This is a genomic window from Pseudomonas sp. V98_8 (assembly GCF_029967975.1).
In the GTDB taxonomy this organism is placed as follows: domain Bacteria; phylum Pseudomonadota; class Gammaproteobacteria; order Pseudomonadales; family Pseudomonadaceae; genus Aquipseudomonas; species Aquipseudomonas umsongensis.
On sequence record NZ_JASCAE010000084.1, the window covers coordinates 44,209 to 69,906 of the forward strand.

Annotated in this window: 19 protein-coding genes, 1 other RNA gene and 1 pseudogene; 8 read left to right on the top strand and 13 right to left on the bottom strand. The window is 57.3% G+C overall.

Annotated elements, in window-relative coordinates; translation table 11 throughout:
- Positions 1 to 139: 139 nt before the first annotated feature.
- Together QLG10_RS25670 and QLG10_RS25675 are read left to right on the top strand one after the other, a co-directional pair.
- On the top strand, positions 140 to 811 hold the full coding sequence (locus tag QLG10_RS25670; protein WP_110746705.1) for a histidine phosphatase family protein: 672 nt from the start codon (positions 140 to 142) through the stop codon (positions 809 to 811).
- Positions 812 to 837: 26 nt separating this feature from the next.
- A complete protein-coding gene (locus QLG10_RS25675) occupies positions 838 to 1,683 on the top strand; it encodes a phosphatase PAP2 family protein (RefSeq protein WP_110746707.1) in 846 nt (281 codons plus the stop codon).
- Here the strand turns inward: QLG10_RS25675 and QLG10_RS25680 are convergent.
- The 3 genes from QLG10_RS25680 to QLG10_RS25690 form a co-directional block, all read right to left on the bottom strand.
- Entirely contained in the window at positions 1,664 to 1,930 is a 267-nt protein-coding gene (locus QLG10_RS25680; protein ID WP_282488251.1) for a DUF6124 family protein, read from the bottom strand. The genes QLG10_RS25675 and QLG10_RS25680 overlap by 20 nt on opposite strands.
- 465 nt (positions 1,931 to 2,395) lie before the next feature.
- Positions 2,396 to 2,776: a hypothetical protein gene (locus QLG10_RS25685; protein ID WP_282488252.1), complete on the bottom strand. Its 381-nt coding sequence runs from the start codon at positions 2,774 to 2,776 to the stop codon at positions 2,396 to 2,398.
- 7 nt (positions 2,777 to 2,783) lie between these two features.
- Positions 2,784 to 3,320 (bottom strand): hypothetical protein, encoded by a 537-nt coding sequence (locus QLG10_RS25690; RefSeq protein ID WP_282488253.1) that lies wholly within the window; start codon positions 3,318 to 3,320, stop codon positions 2,784 to 2,786.
- Positions 3,321 to 3,334: 14 nt separating this feature from the next.
- Between QLG10_RS25690 and QLG10_RS25695 the strand changes: the two genes are divergently transcribed.
- From QLG10_RS25695 to QLG10_RS25715, 5 genes are all read left to right on the top strand, one after another.
- Positions 3,335 to 4,174 (top strand): APH(3')-II family aminoglycoside O-phosphotransferase, encoded by an 840-nt coding sequence (locus tag QLG10_RS25695; RefSeq protein ID WP_349016961.1) that lies wholly within the window; start codon positions 3,335 to 3,337, stop codon positions 4,172 to 4,174.
- A 912-nt stretch (positions 4,175 to 5,086) separates the two neighbouring features.
- Entirely contained in the window at positions 5,087 to 6,631 is a 1,545-nt protein-coding gene (locus QLG10_RS25700; RefSeq protein ID WP_282488254.1) for a type I restriction-modification system subunit M, read from the top strand.
- Positions 6,628 to 7,863, top strand: a complete 1,236-nt coding sequence (locus QLG10_RS25705) for a restriction endonuclease subunit S (RefSeq protein ID WP_282488255.1) — start codon at positions 6,628 to 6,630, stop codon at positions 7,861 to 7,863. Before QLG10_RS25700 ends, QLG10_RS25705 begins: the two co-directional genes overlap by 4 nt.
- Position 7,864: 1 nt before the next feature.
- Entirely contained in the window at positions 7,865 to 8,989 is a 1,125-nt protein-coding gene (locus QLG10_RS25710) for an AAA family ATPase (protein ID WP_282488256.1), read from the top strand.
- Positions 8,990 to 8,999: 10 nt separating this feature from the next.
- Complete coding sequence (locus QLG10_RS25715; protein ID WP_282488257.1) at positions 9,000 to 12,101, top strand: type I restriction endonuclease subunit R; 3,102 nt, start codon at positions 9,000 to 9,002, stop codon at positions 12,099 to 12,101.
- Positions 12,102 to 12,395: 294 nt separating this feature from the next.
- Here the strand turns inward: QLG10_RS25715 and QLG10_RS25720 are convergent, their stop codons facing one another.
- The 10 genes and pseudogenes from QLG10_RS25720 to QLG10_RS25765 form a co-directional block, all read right to left on the bottom strand.
- Positions 12,396 to 12,671 carry a hypothetical protein gene (locus tag QLG10_RS25720; RefSeq protein WP_282488258.1) on the bottom strand — a complete coding sequence of 92 codons (276 nt, stop codon included), beginning with the start codon at positions 12,669 to 12,671 and terminating at the stop codon, positions 12,396 to 12,398.
- A pseudogene (locus QLG10_RS25725) lies at positions 12,668 to 13,647 on the bottom strand (integrase domain-containing protein). The gene QLG10_RS25720 and the pseudogene QLG10_RS25725 overlap by 4 nt, the downstream one beginning before the upstream one ends.
- Positions 13,648 to 14,593: 946 nt before the next feature.
- Positions 14,594 to 15,850 carry an integrase domain-containing protein gene (locus QLG10_RS25730; RefSeq protein WP_282488259.1) on the bottom strand — a complete coding sequence of 419 codons (1,257 nt, stop codon included), beginning with the start codon at positions 15,848 to 15,850 and terminating at the stop codon, positions 14,594 to 14,596.
- A gap of 187 nt (positions 15,851 to 16,037) precedes the next feature.
- Positions 16,038 to 16,434, bottom strand: a transfer-messenger RNA (tmRNA) gene (gene ssrA / locus QLG10_RS25735).
- Between the two features lie 96 nt (positions 16,435 to 16,530).
- Complete coding sequence (locus QLG10_RS25740; RefSeq protein ID WP_083350114.1) at positions 16,531 to 16,806, bottom strand: hypothetical protein; 276 nt, start codon at positions 16,804 to 16,806, stop codon at positions 16,531 to 16,533.
- A gap of 247 nt (positions 16,807 to 17,053) precedes the next feature.
- Positions 17,054 to 19,867, bottom strand: coding sequence for an FAD-binding and (Fe-S)-binding domain-containing protein (locus tag QLG10_RS25745; RefSeq protein ID WP_282488260.1), 2,814 nt, complete (start codon positions 19,865 to 19,867; stop codon positions 17,054 to 17,056).
- On the bottom strand, positions 19,864 to 20,535 hold the full coding sequence (locus QLG10_RS25750; protein ID WP_282488261.1) for a lactate utilization protein C: 672 nt from the start codon (positions 20,533 to 20,535) through the stop codon (positions 19,864 to 19,866). The genes QLG10_RS25745 and QLG10_RS25750 overlap by 4 nt, the downstream gene beginning before the upstream one ends.
- Positions 20,535 to 21,989, bottom strand: a complete 1,455-nt coding sequence (locus QLG10_RS25755; protein WP_110746727.1) for a LutB/LldF family L-lactate oxidation iron-sulfur protein — start codon at positions 21,987 to 21,989, stop codon at positions 20,535 to 20,537. The genes QLG10_RS25750 and QLG10_RS25755 overlap by 1 nt, the downstream gene beginning before the upstream one ends.
- Positions 21,986 to 22,810, bottom strand: a complete 825-nt coding sequence (locus tag QLG10_RS25760) for a (Fe-S)-binding protein (RefSeq protein ID WP_020796514.1) — start codon at positions 22,808 to 22,810, stop codon at positions 21,986 to 21,988. The genes QLG10_RS25755 and QLG10_RS25760 overlap by 4 nt, the downstream gene beginning before the upstream one ends.
- Before the next feature lie 145 nt (positions 22,811 to 22,955).
- Entirely contained in the window at positions 22,956 to 24,650 is a 1,695-nt protein-coding gene (locus QLG10_RS25765) for a lactate permease LctP family transporter (RefSeq protein ID WP_282488262.1), read from the bottom strand.
- A gap of 263 nt (positions 24,651 to 24,913) precedes the next feature.
- On the opposite strand from QLG10_RS25765, the gene QLG10_RS25770 reads away from it, so the two are divergent.
- Positions 24,914 to 25,681 carry an FCD domain-containing protein gene (locus QLG10_RS25770; protein WP_020796516.1) on the top strand — a complete coding sequence of 256 codons (768 nt, stop codon included), beginning with the start codon at positions 24,914 to 24,916 and terminating at the stop codon, positions 25,679 to 25,681.
- Positions 25,682 to 25,698 lie beyond the last annotated feature (17 nt).

Genomic DNA, 25,698 nt, shown 5'->3' on the forward strand with positions numbered 1-25,698 from the left:
GAAAGGATTTTGTCGGGCGGATTCTGTAACAAGCTTTTTGCCGCAGGCTTAAGCTTTTTTTCACATTGGTTTCACTGGTAGCCGACGCCCGCCTCCTTACCCTCACGGCACCTGATGAAGGGCTGCGAGGCGGCTTGATGTGGAACTGAGACTGAGTCTGTTCGGAATAACCCGCTCGATCGACCTGAGGCGTTTAGCCCGGTATCGCAATGCGCTAGTGGTGCTGGCGTCGGCGCTGCTGGCGATTACCTTGACAGTATTGCTGTTACGGCCTGCCGCCGTGCCGGACCTGGCCCATGGCAATGTGCAGGGCGCGCGGGCGCTATTGGCGGGTTGGGCCAAGGGTGACATGATCGTGCTGGTTCGCCATGTCGAGCGTTGCGATCACTCCAGCGCGCCCTGTCTGAGTGGCGATGATGGCATCACCGATCGCTCGCGCAGTGTTGCGGTGGCCGTCGGGGCGCAATTCGAGCGACTGGGTCTGGCGCGGGCCGACATCTACAACAGCCCGATGGTGCGTACCGCGCAGACCAGCGGGTATATGTTCAACAGGGTCGACGCTGGCGATGACTGGTTGATCAACTGCAAAGGCACGATGTTGCGCGACGCCCTGGCGCACAAGGTCGCCGGGCGTAACCTGATCCTGGTGACCCACAGCGAATGCATGGCGCAACTGCAAAAGGATCTCGAGGTGCCCACCTCGACCTTCGGCTACGGCGCCGCGCTTTTCGTCACTGCCCAAGCACTGCAAGCACCACACGTACTTGGATTCATCGAGGCCTCGGACTGGCACTCGGTGACCACCGAATGAATTCACACTCTGAACCAGGACACACGATGCAGACGGCTTCCCGCTCCCGTTTTTACTGGCTGAACTTTGGTATCCCACTGGCCTGCGCGGTCGTGGTGTTCCTGATGTTCGACCTGACCCAGATCGACATCGCCTTCAACAATCTTTTTTATGATCCGGTGACGCAGACGTTCCCGCTGGACCATGTGCACCTGTTCGAAAAAATCACCCATAAATGGGCGCGGATCATTCCGAACTGGACCGGCGAAATCGCCATCATCGGTGCCTTGCTGTCGTTTCTCTGGCCGCGTTTGAAGGCGGAAAAACACGCGAAAATCATCGCCTTTCTGGAAAAGATCAAGGTTGCGCCGGTACTGCGTTTCGCCACCCGGCATCGTCGGGATTTCCTCTACGTGGTGCTCGCATTCTCCATCAGCACCGGCGTGATTCACTACCTCAAGGGCCACACCAGTGTGTATTGCCCGATCGAGACGACCCAGTACGGTGGGAAGATCGAGCATAAGGAGTGGTACGAAAATTTCGATCTACTCAAGGTCGCGGGTGACGGTCGCTGCTGGCCGGGCGGGCATGCCTCCGGTGGCTTCACCATGCTCGCCTTGTACTTTGTTGCACGCCGTTACCGCTGGCGCTATTCCAAGGCAATCATGTACGGCTCGCTGGCCCTCGGGTTCGTGTATGGCACGACGCGGGTGGTGCAGGGTTGGCACTACATGTCCCACACCTTCTGGGCCGGGATCTTCGTGTGGCTGGCATGTTTGCTGACGGCGCTGGCGTTTTACGGACGAGCAAGGCTGGAGATGCCGGTGCTGCACAAGGCTGAAAAACCGGCATTGGTGGCTCAACCCGTCGGGCTCACTCCTGCGGATCAATAGTATCCAGCGCCCGGTTCACAGCCAGCTCCGCCAGCATGACGATCTGCGCAATCCCCAGCGCGGTGTTGCGCTGGGGGCCGCTGAGGTAAGTGGCGAAATCATTGAGCATGACGCTGGCTGAAGCCAATGATTCGCACGCGTGGGCCAGTAGGCTTTCGGATTTTATGTCGGGGTGGAGCGTGAAGAAGGGGCTGGGGCGGTAGGGTTTGGTGGTTTGGAAGGGGGGATCTGGAGTTAGCTTATCCAAGATGATTCGCCTCTTGTGTGGGTGCCAGTACTTGCCGTTCTCACACAGCAAAGAGGTGGCAGCTATGTGCGAGGTGAGAATCCGGTCATAGCCACCCGGTCAGACAAAAGTCTGCCCGCACACAGCCGCCATTACGCATTTACAGGCAGCGGATAAGCTGTCGGCAATTATGCGGATACTGGCAGAGCATGGCTATTACTTACCGGGTTCTCACACCCGATCACTGAATGGCAGTGATGACAAAAGATTAATAAGCCCCCTTCCGAGCGACAACCTTAAAGACCTGTGGGATTTTTCTCCGCAATTCGCCCCGGAGTAGGACTTTTCGCAAGACAAAAAAAAGCCCGCGGGAGGGCGGGCAAACCGTAGTTTCTTGAATGAGCGAGGGCAAATTTACAGGGAGTTGCCTGAACGCGGGGTGAAGAAAAGTTCATGTGTTGCCCGGGGGCGAAAGCGGAAAGTGGCTCAATACTCCGTCACCTTCTGCCTGCGCAAAATCCACCCAGCTTCGCCCGGCATCAACCGGTACTGAATCTCGCGCATCTTCCTGGTCCTACCCGCCGAGGCGTCCGCGCTGTCATACAACGCAAACCGCTGCACCAATGTGTTTTCCACCACGGCAAACTCATCCTCGCCCCGATACCCCTTGGCAATCGTCGGGTCTTCGCTGACCGGTGGCAGATAGATCGCACTCAGCGACTTTTTACGGTTGGCGGCGTAGGCCACGAGTTCGCCGGGTAGTCCGCGCCCTGGTGACCTGACGAAGACATAGATTTCCGGTGAGCCGTCTCGATCAAGGTCCGCGACCTCCGCCCGGGCAATGTCGCCATTCAGGGGGTGAGTCATAACCGAATTATCGATTTTCAGCCCTTGGGGGAGCGATGCGTACTGCACGGCTACCGTCGATCGACTCATCCGTCACATGAAAAACAATGCCCTGCAGTTCCAGCGTCTGGTCGAAAGGCCGGCTGCCATTGCTGGCATCGGGGGCACCAAGGTTCAACGAGAGACTGTAGTTCGCCACTTCGTTACGCCGTGCGGCGTTGCGCATGAGGTACACCTGGACAACGTATTGGCCATCGGCGGGCAACGGTCCGAGAAAGTGATTGCCCATGATCGAGCCGTTGAACAGCGCGTATTCCTCGCCTTTGGCGGTGATATTGAAATAGGCTGAAGCATTGGAAGGCTTGAGGTCGACCGTCAGCATCTGGCCCGCCTTAGCGCGCAGGCGGTACTCGGCGGTCAGCCGGCCCTTGATGGAGTCTGAGAACGTGGCGCTGTCAGCACCGTTTTTGAAAACGACGTGCTCGACCCGAGGGGCAACTTCGCTGGCGGCCTGAGCGGGCAGGTAAACCATTGCAGCAAGAAGGGCGAGAGTCTGGATGGTCATGTCTGAATTCCTGAATGCTTCTGTTGAATGCCAAGGTCAGTTCGCTCAGCCGTAAATCCGCCATCATTTTCGTCAGTGACAGTATGTACATTCCTGCCCAATGGTCCCAAACATTCAGTGCATCACCCATTGAACGACAATCTGTCGGAGAGTCAGGCGCCGAGGTTTCTCGCATCCGCAACACCAATGGCGAGCACCTGTTCCTGAAATCAGAGCCCATCGCCGCGCACAGCGAACTGCCGCAAGAGATTGAGCGTCTGCGTTGGATGAACCGGCTTGACCTGCCTGGGCCAACAGTTCTTGAGGCCACGACAGAAAACGATCGCCATTGGTTGCTCATGAGTGCCGTCCCCGGACAAGATCTGGCCAGTGCCAACAGTTTGTCTGCACCCCAAGTGATCAGCATCCTGGCGAAAGCGCTGCGTACCCTGCACCAGGTGCCAACAGAGACATGCCCTTTTGACCACTCCCTGGAGCAGCGTATAGAGGCCGCTTGGAGCCGAGTGAGAGCCGGGCTCGTTGACGAGTCAGACTTTGACGATGAACGGCTGGGGCGGACCGCTGAGGATGTCTTCGCAGAGCTGCTGTCGACGCTTCCCGAAACCTATGATCTGGCGGTCACCCACGGCGATGCCTGCCTGCCGAATTTCATGGTCGAAGCAAGCCGCTTTACCGGCTACATCGACTGCGGCCGATTAGGCATCAGTGACATCTATCAAGACCTTGCCCTGGCTGCCCGAAGCATTGAAAGCAATTTGGGACCGGCATGGGTAGCCCCTTTTTTTCGTGAGTACGGTGTCGAGCCAGATCAGCAACGTATAGCGTTTTACTGTTTGCTGGACGAGTTCTACTGAGTCTGGTTGGCTTCTTCGCGGGCAAGCCCAACCCCGCAGGGGCGTGTGGTGCAGGGATTACTGAACCCCAGATGCAACAAAACCCGCACTGGGCGGGTTTTGTTTTGCTTCGTATTTGGTGGGCCGGGGTAATTTGAAACAAGTCGGTATCTATTTGTTTTCACTAGTTAATAGTTTATTGGTAAAGATTCTTGGAATACCAGTTGGAACGCTGGGTGGTCTAGCTTCCGATGGACGGTGCTTTTTTTGCTTCGCCCCCCAAAAGGAGTCGGGATCGAATCTATCAAGCAAAAGGTCGTGCGGTTGATGTTGTCCCTGCGCGTACGATGTCCCCCACTCGCAGGCATATTCACTGTTGCAATACGTATGTCCACCTTTGCGATCTCCCCCACGCTCGATCAGCACGCACCTTCACCGGGTGAGCTTTCGGTCAGCGGCAACATAGACGGGGGAGCCTCTTATTCCCAGGTGCCTTCAGCTGTGCGGCGTCAGTGCCGTCTCGGGATATATCGTTAAAACGAAGATCGGCGGTCTCATCTGGATTAACTCGCCCAGGTTTGCGACGTGCACAAACTGGGGCTGCGTACGAAATCTCGAGCTACCCTCAGCCCAACCTCAGAGGGCAGATCCTCACGCTGGCAGGGGAAAGAGCAAGGGAGGCGGTATCGGCATTCATCCACACGGCAGGCGGTTTCACTGTGTCATCAAGCCGCAAAAGTCAGCGTTTTTTTTGGGGTATGTTATTGATTGTAGGGTGCAAAGAAGGCCCACGGCAGTATATCTGATTGAAGGGAGCACATAGAATGAGCATCCTTGTGCCAACGTCGGCTCGACACGCACATAACACGATTCAGGTCAGGTCCGATTGCTTTGGAATGATCATGAAAACCGCATTGAAACAGGATAAGCAGTATGACCAGTGCCCAACAACGTTCCGCCCTGCAACGTCAGATCTGGGCCATCGCTAATGACGTGCGTGGCGCTGTCGATGGCTGGGACTTCAAGCAGTACGTGCTTGGCACCCTGTTCTACCGCTTCATCAGCGAGAACTTCGTTGACTACATTACCGGAGGCGACAGCGCGGTTGATTACGCGGTGATGGAGGATGATGACCCGCTGATCGCCTCCGCCAAAGATGACGCCATCAGGACCAAAGGCTATTTCATTGCCCCTAGCCAGCTGTTCAGCAACGTGGTCGCCAAGGCCAGCAGCAACGACAGCCTGAATACCGATCTGGCGCGCATCTTTGCCGCCATTGAGAGCTCGGCCAACGGCTACGCCTCCGAGCAGGACATCAAGGGCCTGTTCGCCGATTTCGATACCACCAGCAACCGCCTAGGCAATACCGTCGCCGACAAGAACAAGCGCTTGGCGGATGTGCTCAAGGGTGTGAGCAAACTGGAGTTCGGCAGATTCGATACCAGTCACATCGACCTGTTCGGGGACGCCTACGAGTTCCTCATTTCCAATTATGCGGCCAATGCGGGCAAATCCGGCGGCGAATTCTTTACCCCCCAGTATGTATCCAAGCTGATTGCCCAGTTGGCGATGCACAAGCAGACAAGCGTCAACAAGATCTACGACCCGGCGTGCGGTTCCGGCTCACTGCTGCTGCAGGCGAAAAAACATTTCGACGCCCATGTCATCGAAGATGGGTTCTTCGGCCAAGAGGTGAATCACACCACCTATAACCTGGCGCGGATGAACATGTTTCTGCACAATATCAACTATGACAAGTTCAACATCAAGCTCGGCGACACGCTGCGCGCTCCGCACTTCGGTGACGACAAACCCTTCGACGCCATAGTCTCCAATCCGCCTTATTCAGTAAAGTGGATCGGCAGCGACGACCCCACGCTGATCAACGATGACCGCTTTGCCCCGGCGGGCGTGCTGGCCCCCAAGTCCAAGGCCGACTTCGCCTTTGTGCTGCATGCGCTGAGCTACCTATCGGCGAAGGGCCGCGCGGCCATAGTCTGCTTCCCCGGCATTTTTTACCGCAGTGGCGCCGAACAGAAGATCCGTCAATACCTGGTGGACAACAATTATGTGGAGACGGTGATCTCTCTAGCGTCTAATCTGTTCTTCGGCACTACTATCGCCGTGAACATTTTGGTACTGGCAAAAAACAAAGCTGATACCTCCATCCAGTTCATTGATGCTAGTGCGCTTTTCAACAAGGGTACAAACAATAATCTGCTGGCAGACGAGCATATCGAGAGAATCATGCAGGTGTTCGATAGCAAGGAGAATGACGATCACTTCGCACAGTCAGTGCCTTTAGAAAAGGTGGCCGCCAACAATTACAATCTGTCGGTCAGCAGTTATGTGGAAACAAGAGATACCCGCGAAGTTGTGGATATTGCCCAACTTAATGCTAAGCTGAAAACCACGGTCGCAAACATCAAAAAACTGCGCGAAGAGATTGATGCCATCGTCGTGGAGATTGAGGTGTGAGCAAGTTAAAGCGTCTGATTGAGAAATATTGTCCGACAGGGGTTGCCTTTAGAAGCCTTGGAGAACTAGAAGATGCAGGGGTGGTTGCACTGGGTCGAGGCAGCGTCATATCAAAAATCGACTTGTCCGATTTTCCAGGTGAATACCCTGTTTACTCTTCATCGGCCGCTGGCAATGGTGAGTTTGGCCGTTACGGAAAATTTATGTTTGAAGATGAAAGGATTAGCTGGTCAATAGACGGAGGAGGCCGTTTCTTTTTTCGAGATGTGCATAGGTATTCCGTTACTAACGTTTGTGGATGGTTGAAGGTCAAAGAAAACAATATTTTGAGCACGCGCTTCCTATTTCACGCACTCTCTGCGGCTTGGGCAACGAAAGTTTTTGATTACACAAAAAAGGCTCACCCATCTGTTATACGTGAAGAGTACTCCGTTCCCTTTCCCCCTATTGAGGTTCAACGAGAAATCGTCCGCATACTAGACACATTTACCCAGCTTACTGCTGAGCTCACTGCTGAGCTCACTGCTGAGCTCACTGCTCGGAAAAAACAATACAAGTACTATCGCGAGCAATTGTTGAGTTTTGAAAAGATGGGCGGGGAAGTGGAGTGGAAGGCGCTGGGGGATATTGGCGAGTTCATTCGTGGGAAGCGTTTTACCAAGGCTGATTACGTCGAAGAAGGCATTAGCGTCATCCACTACGGTGAAATTTATACCCGATATGGTGTGTGGTCGGACCACGCATTTTCAATGGTTCGAGATGACATGGCGGGTTCGCTGCGTTATGCCGAGCCGGGGGATGTGGTGCTAACCGATGTTGGGGAAACTGTTGAAGATGTTGGCAAAGCAGTCGCATGGCTTGGGGATGAGAGGGTTGCGATTCATGATCACTGCTATGCATTTCGACATTCAATGAATCCAAAGTTTGTTTCATACTGTATGCAGACGCAGTATTTCATAGCCAAAAAAGCAAAGCATGTGGCTAGAACCAAGGTCAATACTCTGCTGATCAATGGATTTTCAAAGGTTGAAATCCCGGTCCCATTCCCCAGAGACCCCGATAAGTCACTGGCAGAACAAGCCCGCATCGTCGCCATACTCGATAAATTCGACGTCCTCACCAACTCCATCAGCGAAGTCCTGCCTCGCGAGATCGCGCTGCGTCAGAAGCAATACGAGCACTACCGAGACCAACTGCTGAGCTTCCCCAAGCGGGAAGAGGCGGTGGCCTGAAATGAGCGAGACCCTGGCCGAGATCGCTGAGCAGTTAAAGAATGCCAACAAGAAGGTGCAGCTGATCTACGCCTTCAACGGCACTGGCAAGACGCGCCTGTCGCGTGAATTCAAGCAGCTGATTGCACCCAAAGCCAATGGCGGAGAGGGCGATGAGGAAGTCGACGCGCCCGAGCTATCGCGCAACAAGATTCTCTATTACAACGCCTTCACTGAAGACCTGTTCTATTGGGATAACGACTTAGCGAGTGATGCCGAGTACAAACTGAAGATTCAGCCCAATTCATATACCAACTGGCTTCTGACGCTACTCAAGGATCTCGGGCAAGATGGAAATATCATTCATTATTTCCAGCGTTATGCGAACGACAAGCTAACGCCGCATTTCGGCGCCGACTTTGACGAAGTCACCTTCTCCCTGGAGCGCGGTAACGAGGAGCATTCCCCTAATATCAAGCTTTCCAAAGGCGAAGAGAGCAATTTCATTTGGAGTGTTTTCTACACCCTGTTGGATCAGGCGGTGACTATTCTCAATGTCGCCGAGTCGGGCGAACGCGAGACCAGCGCCTTTAATCAGTTGGAGTATATATTCATTGACGACCCCGTTAGCTCTCTCGATGAAAACCATTTGATTGAGCTGGCAGTCAATCTGGCCAGCCTGATCAAATCAAGCCAGTCCAATCTGAAGTTCATCGTTTCGACGCACAGCCCACTGTTCTACAACGTGCTTTTTAATGAACTGAATGGCAAGACCTGTTACATGCTCGAGCGGTTTGAAGACGGCAGCTTTGTGCTCACTGAAAAACACGGCGACGCCAATAAGAGCTTTTCCTATCACCTGCACCTAAAGCAAACCATTGAGCAGGCGATTGCTGAAAACAAGGTTGAACGGTTTCATTTCACCTTGCTGCGCAACCTCTACGAGAAAACAGCCAGCTTTCTTGGCCACCCGAAGTGGTCCGAGCTTTTGCCTGATGACAAGCAGCTTTATCTGAGCAGAGTTCTCAATTTCACCAGCCACAGCACGCTATCGAATGAAGCGATCGCCCAGCCAACGCCCGCGGAGAAAGCGATGGTTAAACTGTTGCTCGACCACCTGAAGAGCAGCCACCGCTACTGGCAATAGGAAAAACAAAATGCTTGAGTACAGCAAGGTCATCGCCGAATCTAACAACTTCATCGTCCTGGATAAATACGCCAAGGAATGGAAAGTTGCCGAGAGCTACCAGAGCGAAGGTGATCTGGAACGCGAGTTCATCCAGGATCTGGTCAATCAGGGCTATGAGCATTCCATGGGTCTTAAGACGATGCCGGCGCTGCTGGCCAATGTGCGCACGCAGTTGCAGACGCTGAACGGCGTCGGATTTTCCGACGCCGAGTGGGCGCGCTTCGTGGAAAGTTGGCTGGACAAGCCCAGCGACAGTATCCTCGACAAGACCCGCAAGGTTCACGACGACCATGTACATGACTTCGTGTTCGATGACGGGCGCATCCAGAATATCTACCTGTTGGACAAGAAGAACCTGGCTCGCAACAAGATGCAGGTCATCAAACAGTTCGAGCAAGCGGGCAGCCACGCCAACCGCTACGACGTGACGATTCTGGTCAATGGTCTGCCGCTGGTGCAGGTAGAGTTGAAGAAGCGTGGCGTGGCGATCCGCGAAGCCTTCAATCAGGTGCACCGCTACAGCAAGGAGAGCTTCAACACCGAGCATTCGCTGTTCAGGTATCTGCAGCTGTTCGTGATCTCCAATGGCACCGATACGCGCTACTTCGCCAACACCACGCGGCGCAACAAGCACAGTTTCGACTTCACCATGAACTGGGCGCAGGCCGACAACAGCCCGATCAAGGATCTGAAGGACTTCACCGCGACCTTCTTCCAGAAGCGCACCCTGCTCGATGTACTGCTCACCTATTCTGTGTTCGACGTCAGCGACACCCTGCTGGTGATGCGCCCGTACCAGATTGCCGCCACCGAGCGCATCCTGTGGAAGATTCGCAGTGCCAGGCAGGCGAAGCGCTGGAACAGCACGGAGGGCGGCGGTTATATCTGGCACACTACCGGCTCGGGCAAGACGCTGACCAGCTTCAAGGCTGCGCGCCTGGCCACCGAGTTGGAGTTCATCGACAAGGTGTTCTTCGTGGTGGATCGCAAGGACCTGGATTACCAGACCATGAAGGAGTACCAGCGTTTTTCACCCGACAGCGTCAATGGCTCGGAGAGCACCGCAGGCCTCAAGCGCAACCTGGACAAGGACGACAACAAGATCATTGTCACCACCATCCAGAAGCTCAACAACCTGATGAAGACCGAAGGCGACCTGCCGGTGTACCACCAGCAGGTAGTGTTCATCTTTGACGAGTGCCACCGTAGCCAGTTTGGCGAGGCGCAAAAGAATCTGAAAAAGAAGTTCAAGTGCTTCTATCAGTTCGGCTTCACCGGCACGCCGATCTTCCCAAAAAATGCGCTGGGCGCTGATACAACCGCCAGCGTGTTTGGCCGCGAGCTGCATTCCTATGTGATCACTGATGCCATCCGTGATGAGAAAGTCCTCAAATTCAAGGTGGACTACAACGATGTACGTCCACAGTTCAAGGCTCTGGAAGCCGAGCAGGACGAGAAGAAGCTCAGCGCTGCGGAGAACCGCCAGGCTTTGCTCCACCCCACACGCATCCGCGAAATCTCGCAGTACCTGCTCACGCATTTTCGCCAGAAGACCCATCGTTTGCAGGGAGCAAACAAGGGCTTCAATGCCATGTTCGCGGTGAGCAGCGTTGATGCCGCCAAGGCGTACTACGAGACGCTGCAGAAGCTGCAGGAAGGCAGCGACAAGCCGCTGCGCATCGCCACCATATTCTCCTTCGCCCCCAATGAAGAGCAGGACGCCATTGGCGACATCGTCGATGAGAGCTTCGAAGTGTCGGCGATGGATAGCACCGCTAAAGAGTTCCTGAGCGCGGCGATTGCAGACTACAACGCGTTGTTCAAAAGCAGTTTCGGCGTGGACAGTAAGGGCTTCCAGAACTACTACCGCGACCTGGCAAAGCGCGTGAAGGATCAGGAAATCGACCTTCTGATCGTGGTAGGTATGTTCCTGACCGGCTTCGATGCGCCGACGCTCAACACGCTGTTCGTCGACAAAAACCTGCGCTATCACGGCCTGATCCAAGCCTATTCACGCACCAACCGCATCTTCGATGCCACCAAGACTTTCGGCAATATCGTCACCTTCCGCGATCTGGAGCAGGCTACGGTCGACGCCATCACGCTGTTCGGCGACAAGAACACGCGCAACGTGGTTCTGGAAAAAAGTTACAAGGAGTACATGGAGGGCTTCACCGACACGCTGACCGGTGAGGCGCGGCGTGGGTTCATGGATGTGGTGACGGAGCTGGAGCAACGTTTTCCCGACCCGGCCAACATCGTCAAGGAGTCGGAGAAGAAAGACTTCGCCAAGTTATTCGGCGAGTACCTACGCGTGGAAAATGTGCTGCAGAACTACGACGAGTTTGCGGCGCTGAAGGCGCTGCAAACGGTCGATATCAGCGACCCGCAGGCCGTGGAAGCATTTAAGCTCGAACACCACCTTGATGACGAGAAGCTAGCCGAGTTGCAGACCATCCGGCTGCCTGCCGAGCGCAAGGTCCAGGACTATCGCTCCACCTACAATGACATCCGTGATTGGCTGAGGCGCGAGAAAGCGGGTAACGAAGCAAGCGCGTCCACTATCGACTGGGACGATGTGGTATTCGAGGTGGACCTGCTCAAGTCCCAGGAAATCAACCTGGATTACATCCTTGAGCTGATCTTCGAGAAGAACAAGAAGGTCAAGGACAAGGTGGCACTGGTCGAGGAGATGCGCCGGGTGATTCGCGCCAGCCTGGGCAGTCGCGCCAAAGAAAGCCTGGTGGTGGACTTCATCAACCAGACCGATCTGGACCGGATTGATGACAAGGCTAGCGTGATCGATGCCTTTTTCACTTTCGCCCAATCAGAACAGCGGCGCGAGGCGCAAGAGCTGATCAGCGATGAGGAACTGAATGAAGGTGCAGCTAGGCGCTACATCGCCACTTCGCTAAAACGGGAATATGCTAGCGATAATGGAACTGAGCTCAGCTCCGTTTTACCTAAGATGAGTCCACTTAATCCTGCTTATATGGCAAAAAAACAAAGTGTCTTTCACAAAATTGCAATTTTTGTCGATAAGTACAAGGGTGTCGGAGGGCAAATTTAATGGGCGACGCTGTTAGCGTTCCTATGCCTAATATTTGGAGTGCTGGAATTACTGTCATAGGGCGCCCTACTATTGGCTCGTAGGCCGCCGCGAGTCCCCTATTCATCTTCACAGACCCGTCGGGGAGTTAGAGGGACACCAGCTTGACGCGCGTATGACTGTCTTGGCTTCTAGCGATAACGGCGGGATTTGGGAAGGAATAGTTAACAGCGGCGTCGAGCTTGGCGGCTTAGGCGCTCAGCCTTGCGGTCCTGACCGAAGGTTGCTATGTGGGGCGATAGCAGCCGGTCTCACTCAGAAATTGAAAATCCATGTCTTTTGTAATCGACGAGCGAGCAGCCGCACGGTCAGCAGATAGTAATACCGTGTTGCATCGCTGCGTCGATTTAGGCGATGTTCGAGAAACCAAACCAAATGCTTTCGCTGCCAGGCCCAGGGTGTCGCTCGCTGCCAGCGCTCTGCAATTTCAGCCTGGATCATCTTCGCCTGCCGCAAATGACGTCGTCGCGTCGCGGGCGATCCGGTCAGCACGCCAGCTAAGAGCACCTCCATATCAAATAGCTTACTCATGACCGACCTCCAATGTACGCGGCAACTACGTCAATCCGACCGTGTCCCAGCTCATAGCTGATCTGCCTCCGGGCCTCACGATCAAGGTGCCTATTTACCTGGCAGCATTGGCCGCCGTTAATAGGCGCTCGGTGTTGAGCGATTTGCTCATAGCGCTCACATGCGTACGCCGCTCGTAGCTCATGGAAGCCTTTGAGGTTGTACGCATGCAGGATGTCCCGCGCAGGGCGGATGATTTCTCGTAGAAAATTCAGATAACTTTCGTGTGGCTCGATCAGGTTGCGACTACCGGAAGGCGACACCTGCCGTGCAAACCCAAGCGCCTCGCGAACATGGTCGTCCACCGCAATCCAACGCGGCGCCGAGGCGCCGGCGCGACCGCCTTTGGTGCCATCCTGAATGTTAATCCTACCTAGATCGTTAGCCTCACGGCTTAGCCGTGGCAGGTCAGCCAGGATGGCCTCACGCAAGCGCATGCCGGTGGCTCGCGCCAATAGGACAATAGCGGCGGCGCGTAGCTGATGTTGGAGGCAAAGTGCATCGACGGTCTGCTTAACCTGCTTGCGGTCCTGGCCCTGTGGCACCGACTGGCGAACCCCGGTGCGCTGCATACCCAACGCCTTGCTCGGGCTGGGCAATTTCACGTACTGATCACCGCGAAGCGCCGCCATGGTCCTGTTAACGCTGGATAGGCGGTTTTTGCGGTGCTGACAGCAAGGTCACCGCGCTCAATCACGTCGCGCAGATACGCCGCATAGTCGGCCAACACCTTCCGATCAATCTGCCGCGCATCATTGATACCGGGCCCCTGTTCGGAGCGGCACCACTTCACGAATGCCTGCCACCGATCACAGTGCGCCTTGACCGTGCCGTAGTGGCCACCGCCGAACATATCTTTCAGCGCTTGCGGCCCCGCGTAGCTCAATTGCCTACCGTAGCCGAAATTACGGCCATCGCGTCTACCCGCCAATGCCATGTCGGTCACCTCATCTGCCGTTCTCCGATCCGCGCCCCACGTCATCCCACCAAGAATGTTGAGTGTTATCAGGGATCAAGGCCCCTGCGACCTGTGGGGATGTCCTCTAACGCGGGACTGGCGGCTCCTTACGGCCGGGAGCAAGGGCATCTCATGATCTGGCCTCCTGAGCACCGTTACCGGTGGGCGGGTGGAGGCTGCATTGGCTGACGAGACCAGCGCCTGAAGATCCTGAGCCAGGTGCAAGCAGCAATGCGATGACCGGGGCATGCCTGACTGTCAGTCAGGTGCAGTCCATTCCCTAGACTGCGGCACCATCATCTACAGCGCTGTTGCTGGTGACATCGGCGTTTGTCACGCCAATTGTCACGAGGGGGAATGCCGCAAAGTCATGTGCGATCAGGGCTGCAGCAGTGGTAGAAGTGCCCGTCTCTTTCCAGAAGAAAGAGACGGGCACAGGTTGGCGCAATATTCGGCCAAGCGGATAGGTTGCTGCAGGGCAGCGAGGTACGGATTATCTGGCGCACGAGCGCTATATGTGTAAGAGCATCCATCACATGGGTAGTGACCGGGCGAGCTGCCGGATGCGAATCGCCCTTGGGGAGAACCACCGCGGGAGCGGCGTGACCTTGAAGGTTCGGGTCACCTGGGGTGCTGTCATCGACAGCGCTTGCACGGCCAGTTCTACGCCTGTGGATAAACCCGGTCAAGGGCCGAAACTCAGTGCTCTTGGGGACGTGAAAAGCGGTTATCCGTTGGTGGAATTCCGTGGTAAATCCCGGACAACATCGTGGCTTTTAGCTCTTCAAAGTGAGGTCCATCCAAACAGGGCGGCTTTGCAGCCCTGTTTGGATGGACCCGCGCTGACAAGCGGATAAACGAGGCTGCTTTCCCTGCATCTTGAGTGCTCAGTTGCTGTCGCCGCCGTTATTGCGCCTGTACAGCGCTAGCGGATCGGCACCACGTTCTTGTCTCTGACTTGGCCGTATGCAGAGGCGAGCAGGCTGCCGGTGGCGGCTTTCTGAATGTACTCACTCCACCACGCCATCATCGGGCGCCGGCGCTCGATGTAGTCGGCTCGGTTGTAGGCGCTCCGCACCTCATCCTTGTCGACGTGCGCCAGGGCTACTTCGATGAGCTCAGGATCCCAGCCATGTTCATTCAAGATGGTGCTGGCCATCGAGCGCATGCCGTGGCTGACCAACCGATCCTGGAACCCCATGCGTTTCAACGCCATGTTGGCGGTCTGGCTATTGGCGTGGGTGCGCGGATTTCTGTCTGCCGGGAAGACGTATTCTCGATGGCCGCTGTGAGTCTTCAGTGACTCCAGCAGTGCGACAGCGTGATCACTCAACGGGATGCTGTGTGGACGGCGCTTCTTCATCCGCTCCGGTGGGATAGTCCAGACACGCCTTTCAAAGTCGATGTCTGCCCAGCGAGTAGTCGCCGCCTCGGCGGGACGAGTCATCGTGTGCAACTGCCATTCGATCAGGCAGCGGGTCGTGCGTTTGATGCTGGCGTTCGCGATCTCCAGCATGAGCTCGGGGAGTTCTTCGGGCGGAAGCGCTGCCATGTTTTCTTTCTTCGGCTTTTTGAACACCGCCCTGATACCGCTGAGCGGGTTGGCGAAGATCAGGCCGGAGTTCACGCCGTAGGTCATGATCTCGTTAAGCCGTTGGCTAAGACGCTTCACCGTTTCCAGGCTGCCTTTCGCTTCGATAGGGCGAAGCAATCCAATCACCATCGGCGCGGTGATTTTCACAAGTGGTGTCGTCCTCAGGTCGGGGAATACATGCAGCGTGAGCGACCGCCAGATGTCCTCGGCGTAGGCCGGGGTAACCGAGTCTTTTTTGAGCTCGAACCAGGCGGTAGCCACATTCTCGAAGGTGTGTTCCGTTTCTGCGCGCTTGGCTTCATTCAACGTATTGCGCTGCACCTTCGGATCGATGCCCTGAGCGAGCAGCTCGCGGGCTTCGACTGCCATCTTTCGTGCATTCGCCAGTGACAGCTCGGGGTAGGTCCCAAAGCCGATGTTGATGCGCTTTTTGGTCACCGGTTCGCGGTAGTTGAAATTCCACAGCAACGAGCCGTTGCTGCGTACGCGGAGCTGCAAACCGTCACCGTCAGTGAGGACGTAATCCTTGGACGCGGGTTTGACTCCCTTGAGCTGTCGATCGGAGAGGCGGAGGTTTTGGGCAGGCATGAGATTGTCCTCAGGCACTGATTCGGTATTCCAAAGATTAGCACCGGATGGGCTGGAATACCGTCTGGAATACCCGAATGGCTGGAACTCAAAAAATCTCAAAAGACCGCAAAAGCGCTGTAAGCCACGGATTTACTGGATCGCAGGCACAAAAAAAGACGTCCGTGGACGTCTTTTTTTGATCATTTGGTGGAGCCGGGGGGATTTGAACCCCCGTCCGCCAGTACTCCGCTGTCGGTACTACATGCGTAGCCGTGTCTATTAAGTTAACCCTCAGCGACCCGACGGGCAGGGTGCTTTGGGCGAGTTGTGTAAGTTTTAGCCGCTTCGTCCACAACGTACTGCACGGCGATTCTGTTCTATATGACAATCACTTTGGGTTTACAGACATCCCCTGGTGATTGCTGGACCCGAAGGTACCAGAAGCTCAGGGCTAAGGCTGCTTACGCAGCGAGAGCGAATTCCTGGCCGTAGTTTTCGTCATTGGCAACTATAAGTAGTTGCAACAGTGGATTTACGAGTTCTGTTACCAACTCGGCATGCACCTAAAGTTTCGCAACCGGCGTCGAATCCTAAACGGCCCCGAACTCATTGCCCGAAAATCTCGTTGAGCAACAAGCCAGTACAGTGTACGCCAATGAGGCGCGGAAGGCCAACCCGAAGGTTGGCCTCGCCTGACATCAGTTGCGCGTTGGGTTTCGAATCTGCATTTTGGTGATCATGCCAGAGGTGATTTCGACGCAATCCTTGTCGTTACCGGCCGCCTGGGCAGCTTTGGATTTTTCCAACGCGGCTTTGACGTTGTCCAGCGAGTTTTCCGGTAGAGACGGCGCGCTGTCCACGAAGTCGCTTATCTGTTGAATGTTTGCCGCACAAAGATCCTTGTCTGCCGCGAATACGGGCGATGCCAGCAGTGCCGCAGTGATAAACAATCCAGCCATTGCAGAGTGCTTCATGGGTATCTCCTTGCGCATGAGGGCTCGGTGCTGCCGGTCGATGAGGCTGCTGGCCGAGGGGTTTTTAAGCCCGTTCGCAGGGCCTAATTAAATGACTATAGCCGCGCGCAGGAATTCGGTTTTCTTTTGCGATTGCGTGGGGGATATGAAGATTGTAGGGGCGAGTTTGCTCGCGATGGCGCTGAGGCGACGCGTTCGGCCAGAAAACACGCGTTATCGTTGACGTCCATCGCGAGCATGCTCGCTCCTACAGGGGCGGGCGGGCTTGGGTTACGCGGTCTACCAGGTAGACCAGCCCGTGATAATCGATTCCGCCGTGCTGGCTGAGGCCGATTTCACAGGTGCGGCTGGTGGAAATGCCTTCGCTGCAATACTGCACCGCATCCTTCAAGGTACGCAGCGAATGTGCGTTCAGCTCCGGGGTGGTGAAGCCTTTGTCGCCGGCAAACCCGCAGCAGTGAATGCCTTCGGGAATGACCACGTTGTTGCTGCACTTGCGCGCCAGATCGATCAACGCCTGGCTTTCGCCCAGGTGCTGGGTGCTGCAGGTGACATGCACGGCAATGGGGGCTTCCTGCGGTGTGAATTGCAGTCGATCCATCAAGTGTGTACGAATGAAACGTACCGGGTCGTACAAGTCCAGGCGCACATCGCCGAGGTCCTGGGTCAGGCGCAAGGTGCAGGGACTGGTGTCGCAGTAAATCGGATCGAGTCCGCCACGACTGGCGTGGAGCAGGGCGCCGATCAGTTCCTGGCGTTTGTGTTCGGCCTGTTCGGCATAACCCTTGGAGGCGAAGGGCTGGCCGCAGCAGAGGTTATCCAGGTTGTCGGGGAAGACTACCTGGTAGCCGGCTTTTTCCAGCAGGCCACGAGTCTTGTCGTACAGCGACATTTGCTCCTTGTCGCCCGCCGCCGGGCCCATGGCGCGTGAAACGCAGGCTGCCAGATACACCACGCGCGGGCGTTCGTCGGTCACCGACGGACTGAAGCGAATGGCTTTTTCCGGCTGCGGCATGGCGTTGGTCCATTGCGGGACCTGGCCTTTGGACAAACGGGTCAGCGTTGCTGACAGCTTTGCCAGGCGTGGCGCGCCCAACAACATCCGTGCACCGTTGGCCACGTGGAGGGTGAAGCGCGCCCCTTGCAGCGCCGTGGCGAAATTGCCTTCAAGCCAGGTGGCAGTTTTCCTATGCGTAGCGTGCTGCCCACGAAGCTTTTTCACCAGCTCGCCGGTGTTGATGCCTACAGGGCAACGTTGGGCACAAAGACCGGTGGCGGCGCAGGTATCGATGCCCTGGTATTCAAAGGCAGCTTCGAGTTCGCGGGTATCGACGCCGGCGCGTTTCTTCGCCTGGATGTCGCGCCAGATCACGATGCGCTGGCGCGGGCTCAAGGTCAGGCCCTTGGAGGGGCAGACCGGTTCGCAGAAGCCGCATTCGATGCACTTGTCCACAATCTCGTCGGCGGCTGGCAGCGGCTTCAGGTGCTTGAGGTGGATTTGTGGGTCTTCGCTGAGCACCACGTCCGGATTGAGAATACCGTTGGGATCGAGCAGGCGCTTGAGCTGCCACATCAACTGGTAGGCGTCGCTGCCCCATTCCAGTTCGACGAAGGGTGCCATATTGCGCCCGGTACCGTGCTCGGCCTTGAGCGAACCACCGAACTCGACTGCCACCAGTTGCGCCACGTCGTCCATGAACGCCTGGTAGCGGGCGACTTCCTGGGGATTGTTGAAGCCTTGGGTGAAGACGAAGTGCAGATTGCCTTCCAGTGCATGTCCGAAAAGGATCGCTTCGTCGTAGTGATGTTTGTCGAACAGTTCGATCAGGCGGTTCACGCCGATGGCCAGTTGTGCCACCGGGAAGGTCACGTCCTCGATGATCACCGTGGTCCCGGTTTTACGCACCGCGCCAACGGCGGGGAAGGTGTCCTTGCGGATCGCCCAGAGCCGGGCGTTTTCCAGCGGGTCTTCGGTGAAATCGACTTGTTTCTCTACCGGGAACGAGGACAGTGACGCCATGATCTGCGCCAGTTGCTCGTGCAACAAAGAGGTCGATGCCGCGCGGGATTCGATCAGCAGGGCGCAGGCATTGTTCGACAGGTGTTGTACGAAAGCGGGCATGCCGGGCTTGTTCTGTACCGAGCGCAGGCTGCGGCGGTCCAGCAGTTCTACCGCTGAGACCGGTTGGCTTTTCAGTACGGTGACGGCGTTGCAGCAGGTTTCCACGTCCGGGAATACGATCAGCGCCGAGGCTTTGTTCGGGTGATCGATCACTGTGTCGTAGGTCACCGCGCTGATGAAGCCCAGAGTGCCTTCGGAGCCCACTAGCAAGTGACTCAAGATATCCACAGGCTCGTCGTAGTCCACCAGGGCGTTGAGTGACAGGCCCGTGGTGTTTTTCAGACGATATTTGTGGCGAATTTTTGCAGCCAGTTCGGCATTGGCGCGGGTCTCGCGGCCCAAGGTCGCAAGACGCTCCAGCAGGTCGCCGTGACTGGCGCGAAACGCCGCGACACTGGCGACATCTTCGGTATCGACACGGCTGCCGTCGGCCAGCACCAGACGGATGCCCGCCAGGGTGTGATAGGTGTTTTGCGCCGTGCCGCAGCACATGCCGCTGGCATTGTTGGCAACGATGCCGCCGATTTTGCAGGCGTTGATCGACGCAGGGTCCGGGCCGATCTTGCGCCCGAACGGTGCCAGCCAGGCGTTGGCCTGCGCGCCGATCACCCCCGGTTGCAGGCGGATTTGTGTGCCCTGGCCACGGATCTCGCGACCGTTCCAGTTATCCCCAAGCACGATCAGCACCGAATCGCTGATGGCTTGTCCGGACAGGCTGGTGCCGGCGGCGCGGAAGGTCACGGGGACCCGGTCGCTCTGTGCCAGTTGCAGCAGCGCCACCACTTCGTCTTCAGACTCGACGCGAATGACCAGTTGCGGAATCAGTCGATAGAAGCTGGCATCGGTGCCGAAGGCCAGCGTCGACAGTGGATCGTCGAAACGCCGTTCCTGGGGAATCAATTGCTGCGCATCGCGCAGGAAAGCGGCCGGTAGACTCATTGGTCCTCCAGGATCAACACCACGAGGTCTTTCGGGCCGTGGGCGCCGTAAGCCAGGACTTGCTCGATATCAGCGGTTTTCGACGGGCCGGAAACCAGCAAGGCGTTGGTCGGCATGCCCTGGGCCCATTCGAATTCCTGTTGCACCTGATAGAAGTTATCGCGGATTTCGCTGGCCTTGAGCAAGGCGAAATGCACCGGTGGCGCCAGGCTCATGAGGCGCGGTTCTTCTCGCGTCGGCCAGAGAATCAGGCTGCCCGTGGCGGCGATTGCGCCAAGGGTGGTGGTCAGGCTCGCCGGGGTGTCGTTGAACAGTTCTGCTTTCCATTCCTCAACCGGGCGGTCGTAGGCCTTGAGTGTCGGCAGGCCGGGATTTTTCGCCCAGTGCTGCGAGACGCGTTGCCCGTGCGGTGTAGTCGGGGCGATCAACAGGCTGGGCAACTGGCGGTCTTGCAGCAGTGTTGTCAACAAGGTCGGCCAGTGCTCGCCCGAAGTCAGGTGGATTTCCGTGTGCACCGCTTCCATCAATTTACGCAGTTGCGGGATGCGTTGATCTGACGTGTAGGTGTAGGGCTTCGTTACCAGCTCGACGTCGAAGCTGTCAGGCACCGGCGTGGTGCCTGTCAGGCTTTTGCGCAACTTGGCGAGGATATTTTGCTTGGCGCTCATCAACGATCTCCCTGTTTGGCCAGATGCTCGCGAGCCATGTCATGCAGTGAGCGGGCGGCGGGTTGCGGGGCGCTGTGGTTTTGCGTCCATGGGCCGACATTTTTCGGCGCAAGGGCACGCAGGCGAGTTGCGGCCAAAGCGAACAGGCGATACAGCGTCGGCGAACTGTTGAGCCTGGCCCAGGCGTTCCAGATGAATCGTTCCTTGCGCGAGTACTTGCTGCCCTGGCCACGCATCACTTGATCCGGGCTGTCCGGCGCTTTCACGTTCTCTTCGCGCAAGCGGCGCAGCAAAGAAGGGATCGGGATTTTGACCGGGCACACTTCGCCGCAGGCACCGCACAGCGAAGAGGCGCTCGGGTGATCCGGGACTTTCGCCAGGCCGACCATGTGCGGGGTAATGATTTTGCCGATAGGGCCGGGGTAGACCTCGCCGTAGGCATGGCCGCCGATTCGAGTGTAGACCGGGCAATGATTCATGCAGGCGCCGCAGCGGATGCAGTTCAAGGTCTGGCGCAGTTCGCTGTCGGCAAACGCCTGGCTGCGACCGTTGTCGAGCAGGACCAGGTGCACTTCCTGCGGGCCGTCGAGCTCATGTTCCTTGCGCGGACCGGAGATCATGTTGACGTAGGTGGTGATCGGGATGCCCAGGGCCGAGCGGGTCAGCAACGACAGCAGCGGCACTACGTCGCGCAGGTTCTCCACGACTTTCTCGATGCCGGTGACGGCGATGTGCACCGGTGGCACAGTGGTGGTCATGCGGCCGTTGCCTTCGTTTTCCACCAGCAACAGGGTACCGGTTTCGGCCACGGCGAAGTTGACGCCGGAGACGCCGATGTCCGCTTCGAAGAACTTCTGCCGCAGGACCCTGCGACCGATCTGAATGAGTTGGTCAACGTCCTTGGTGTATTCCACGCCAAGTTTGTCGTGGAACAAGGACGCGACCTGACCGGCGTTCTTGTGGATCGCCGGCATGATTATGTGTGAAGGCTTCTCGTGGTCGAGCTGGACGATGTACTCGCCCATGTCCGATTCCAGGCATTCAATGCCCTGTTCAGCGAGGACGTGGTTCATCTCCATTTCTTCGCTGACCATCGATTTACCCTTGATCACTTGCCGCCCCTCGTGAGCGCGGATGATCGACAGGACGATGCCATTGGCTTCGTCCACCGTTTCCGCCCAGTGCACTGTCACACCGTTGCGGGTCAGGTTCTGTTCAAGTTGCTCGAGCAAATCGGGCAACTTCGATAACGCACGGGCGCGGACAGCATTGCCCAGCGCTCGCAGATGTTCTCTTTCGTGGGCATCGCTGAAAGCCGCTGCCCGCTTGGTCATCAGTGAATCCATCGCCTTGCGGAAGTTGCCCCGCAATTGCGCGTCGCCCAGGGCCTCGTGCGCCCGGGTGCGAAAGTCTTCTTCTACGGCGACCGTAGGAATAATCTCGGCGGCACTCATTGGGCACCTCCGGTACGCTGCCAGAGGAAGCTGGCCAGGTGTTGACCGCGCAGCGCTTCCTTCTGTTTCTCCAGCGAGCCGTTGATGTTCATCAGGCAACCGCAGTCGGCACTGAGTACCTGGTGCGCGCCGGATTCCTTCAACGAGCGGGTCTTGTCAGCCACCATCGCCCCGGAAATATCTGGCATACGGACGCTGAAAGTCCCACCAAAGCCACAGCATTCGCTTTCGTGGCTGTGTTCGACCCGCTCCACGTTGCCCAGTTGCGACAACAGCTCGCGGCCGTGCAGGTGGGTGTTCATCTCACGGCGTGCCGAACACGACGTGTGCAACGCTACCTTTACCGGCATGCCGCTGTCCTTGAACTGCACCTTGCAGACAAACAACAGAAACTCGGCCAGCTCATAGGTCCTGGCAGCCAGTGCCTGGACCTGTTGCAAGGTGTCCGGCTCATCCTTGAACAAGTCGGCATAGTGTTCGCGCAACATGCCCGCGCAGGAACCCGAAGGCACCACCACCGGATAATCCCCGGCGAACAGCGCCAGTTGCGAGCGCGCGACGGTCCTGGCCTGCTCGGTGTAGCCCGAGGTGTAGGCCGGTTGACCGCAGCAGCTTTGCCCTTGCGGGTACTCGACACGAATGCCCTCGCGTTCCAGCAGGTGGATCGCGTCCATTCCGGCTTGCGGGTAGAACAGGTCCACTACGCAGGTCCCGAACAGGTACACCCGTTGTGGTTTCTCGCTGGGGTATTGCCGAGGCTCGGGCAGTGGCGGGGCGACACGGGTCGCATTCGGCACAGCGTTGTAAAAAAGCTCGCTCATCAGGCGTGTCTCTCGGCCGGTTATCCGTCCGTCGAGGCCACTGAATATAGAGAGAAAATCTTTCAGCAGCCTTGCAGACCGGGTAGTGAATAGCTGACGCCGGGGTCGTGGCCCGGCGTCGTTTTTTCCATGTCGCTTGTAGCGCTTAGTGCACCAGCATGCCGGTGAACCAGTAGGCCTGGGCCAGGGTGATCAGGCCGACAATCGTTGCAAAGAACAGGCTGTGCTTGAGGGTGAAGCGGAACAGGTCCGATTCCTTGCCCACCAGGCCAGTTGCCGCGCAGGCCACGGCGATCGATTGTGGCGAGATCATCTTGCCGGTCACGCCACCGCTGGTGTTCGCTGCCACCAGCAAGGTGTCGTTGACGCCGATCTGGTGGGCGGTGGTCGCCTGCAACGAACTGAACAGCGCGTTGGATGAGGTATCGGAGCCGGTCAGAAATACGCCCAGCCAGCCGAGGAACGGCGAGAAGAACGGGAAGGCTGCACCTGTACCGGCCAGGACCAGGGCCATGGTCGACGACATGCCCGAGTAGTTGGTGACGAACGCGAAGGCCAGCACCATGCCGATGGACAGGATCGGCCAGCGTAGTTCGTAGAAGGTCTCTTTCAAAGTGGTCAGACCAGTTTTGAAGTTGATCTTCAGGACCAGCATCGAGATCAGCGCCGAGAAGAAAATCGCGGTGCCGGTGGCGGAGATCGGGTCAAGCTTGAACACCGCCGGGAGGGCAGTCGGCGCGGCCACGATCGGTGCCACCTTGATGACCAACTGGTCCAGGTGCGGGATGGCGAAATTGAACACGAAGCTGTACATCGAGCCGCCCGCGGCAAACATCGCCTTGAATGGCTTGAGCGTCCAGATGGTCACCAGCACGGTCAGGATCAGGAACGGCGACCAGGCCTTGAAAATCTCCCCGAGGCTGTAAGGCGAAGCCACGGTGGTGCGCTTCTGGCCGAAACCACCGGCGCTGGCGCTGACCACGGAAGCCGAGACGGCGCCGACAATGTGTTGGCCGGCGGCGCGTTTGGGCTGCCAGACCTTCAGGAAAAGTGTCAGGGAAACCAGGGCGGCCAGGGCCGACGTGATGTCCGGCAGTTCCGGGCCGATGAAGTTGGAGGTGAAGTATTGGGTCACGGCGAAGCTTAAGCCCGCGACCAGCGCTGCCGGCCAGGTTTCACGCACGCCGCGCAGGCCATCCATCATGAACACCAGCCAGAATGGCACGAACAACGACAGCAGCGGCAACTGGCGACCGGTCATGGCGCCAATCTTGAAGGCGTCGATGCCGGTCACTTGCCCGGCAACGATGATCGGAATGCCCAGGGCGCCGAAGGCGACCGGCGCGGTGTTCGCGATCAGGCACAGGCCCGCGGCGTACAGCGGGTTGAAGCCCAGCCCTACGAGCAGTGCGGCGGTAATCGCCACCGGTGCACCGAAGCCGGCCGCACCTTCGAGGAAGGCGCCGAAGCAGAAGCCGATCAACAGGACTTGCAGGCGCTGGTCGTCGGTAATCGACAGCACCGAGCTGCGGATCACTTCGAACTGGCCACTCTTGACCGTCAGTTTGTAGAGGAACACGGCCGCCACGATGATCCAGGCGATTGGCCACAGACCGTAGGCGAAACCATACCCGGCGGCGGCGAACGCCATGTCGACTGGCATCTTGAAGGCAATGATTGCCACCAGGATCGACAAGGCCAGGGTGATGCTGCCAGCCACGTGTCCTTTGAGACGGAACACGGCCAGGGCCAGGAAGAAAAACACGATGGGAATAACGGCTGCGAGTGCGGACAGGCCGAGGCTGCCGAGCGGGCTGTAGAGCTGTTGCCAGGTTTGCATATGGGGTGGCCCCTAATTGTTGTTGGTCAGGCACTGATCAGCGTTCTTGGTTAATTGGTAATACCAATTTACAATCGCTGTTGGCTAGGGTAAAAGCGTTGTAGGCGGTGTGTCAATTTGCCGCCCTAAAACTTTTGTCGTAGGCAGGGATTTGCAGAAGGTCTGGCCCGTTTGGGTAATGGTCGCTTGGCAGGTGCCTGCGTAGCCCGGATAGGCCAGAATAGAGCCCCGGCGCGCCGTCGGGATGGTGGAGAAATCGAGTTATGGGGTTTGATCAGATTCGGCAGCGCCGTTTGTCTGACGATATTGTCGAGCAGCTCGAGGGCATGATCCTTGAGGGCACGCTGAAAGCCGGTGAGCGCCTGCCGGCGGAACGCGCGCTGGCCGAGCAATTTGGTGTCTCTCGTCCTTCGTTGCGTGAAGCTATTCAGAAATTGACCGCCAAGGGGCTGCTGGTCAGCCGTCAAGGTGGCGGCAATTATGTGGTGGAGTCCCTGGGCACGACGTTCAGTGATCCGCTGTTGCATCTGCTGGAAAGCAACCCCGAAGCGCAGCGCGATCTGCTGGAGTTTCGCCACACGCTGGAAGCGTCCTGCGCCTATTACGCAGCGTTACGTGCCACCGACGTTGACCGCGAGCGACTGGCTGCCGCGTTCAATCAATTGCAGGACTGCTATTCGCGTCACGACGAAGTCAGTCGGGCGGAGGAGGGCGCGGCGGATGCAAATTTTCATCTGGCGATTGCCGAAGCCAGTCATAACGCGGTGCTTTTGCACACCATTCGCGGGTTGTTCGACCTGCTCAAGCGCAATGTGGTCACGAACATTGGCGGCATGTACAAACAGCGCACCGAGACCCGCGACATGCTGATAACGCAGCATCGGGAGCTGTATCAGGCAATTATCGAGGGCAGGGCGGAACAGGCTCGGGAAGTCTCCAGTCGACACATTCTGTATGTACAGGAGGTGCTGGAGGAGGTGCGTCAGGAAGTGCAGCGCGTGGCTCGGGCGGAGCGGCGCAAGGGGATGTAGTCAGCTGGTAATCGTTC

Coding starts and splice junctions, on each gene's coding strand:
- QLG10_RS25750 (WP_282488261.1), bottom strand. CDS start 20,535: ATGAGCGCCAAGCAAAATATCCTCGCCAAGTTGCGCAAAAGCCTGACA.
- QLG10_RS25685 (WP_282488252.1), bottom strand. CDS start 2,776: ATGACTCACCCCCTGAATGGCGACATTGCCCGGGCGGAGGTCGCGGAC.
- QLG10_RS25730 (WP_282488259.1), bottom strand. CDS start 15,850: ATGCCTGCCCAAAACCTCCGCCTCTCCGATCGACAGCTCAAGGGAGTC.
- QLG10_RS25700 (WP_282488254.1), top strand. CDS start 5,087: ATGACCAGTGCCCAACAACGTTCCGCCCTGCAACGTCAGATCTGGGCC.
- QLG10_RS25710 (WP_282488256.1), top strand. CDS start 7,865: ATGAGCGAGACCCTGGCCGAGATCGCTGAGCAGTTAAAGAATGCCAAC.
- QLG10_RS25760 (WP_020796514.1), bottom strand. CDS start 22,810: ATGAGCGAGCTTTTTTACAACGCTGTGCCGAATGCGACCCGTGTCGCC.
- QLG10_RS25720 (WP_282488258.1), bottom strand. CDS start 12,671: ATGAGTAAGCTATTTGATATGGAGGTGCTCTTAGCTGGCGTGCTGACC.
- QLG10_RS25715 (WP_282488257.1), top strand. CDS start 9,000: ATGCTTGAGTACAGCAAGGTCATCGCCGAATCTAACAACTTCATCGTC.
- QLG10_RS25675 (WP_110746707.1), top strand. CDS start 838: ATGCAGACGGCTTCCCGCTCCCGTTTTTACTGGCTGAACTTTGGTATC.
- QLG10_RS25695 (WP_349016961.1), top strand. CDS start 3,335: ATGCTTCTGTTGAATGCCAAGGTCAGTTCGCTCAGCCGTAAATCCGCC.
- QLG10_RS25690 (WP_282488253.1), bottom strand. CDS start 3,320: ATGACCATCCAGACTCTCGCCCTTCTTGCTGCAATGGTTTACCTGCCC.
- QLG10_RS25740 (WP_083350114.1), bottom strand. CDS start 16,806: ATGAAGCACTCTGCAATGGCTGGATTGTTTATCACTGCGGCACTGCTG.
- QLG10_RS25765 (WP_282488262.1), bottom strand. CDS start 24,650: ATGCAAACCTGGCAACAGCTCTACAGCCCGCTCGGCAGCCTCGGCCTG.
- QLG10_RS25745 (WP_282488260.1), bottom strand. CDS start 19,867: ATGAGTCTACCGGCCGCTTTCCTGCGCGATGCGCAGCAATTGATTCCC.
- QLG10_RS25755 (WP_110746727.1), bottom strand. CDS start 21,989: ATGAGTGCCGCCGAGATTATTCCTACGGTCGCCGTAGAAGAAGACTTT.
- QLG10_RS25770 (WP_020796516.1), top strand. CDS start 24,914: ATGGGGTTTGATCAGATTCGGCAGCGCCGTTTGTCTGACGATATTGTC.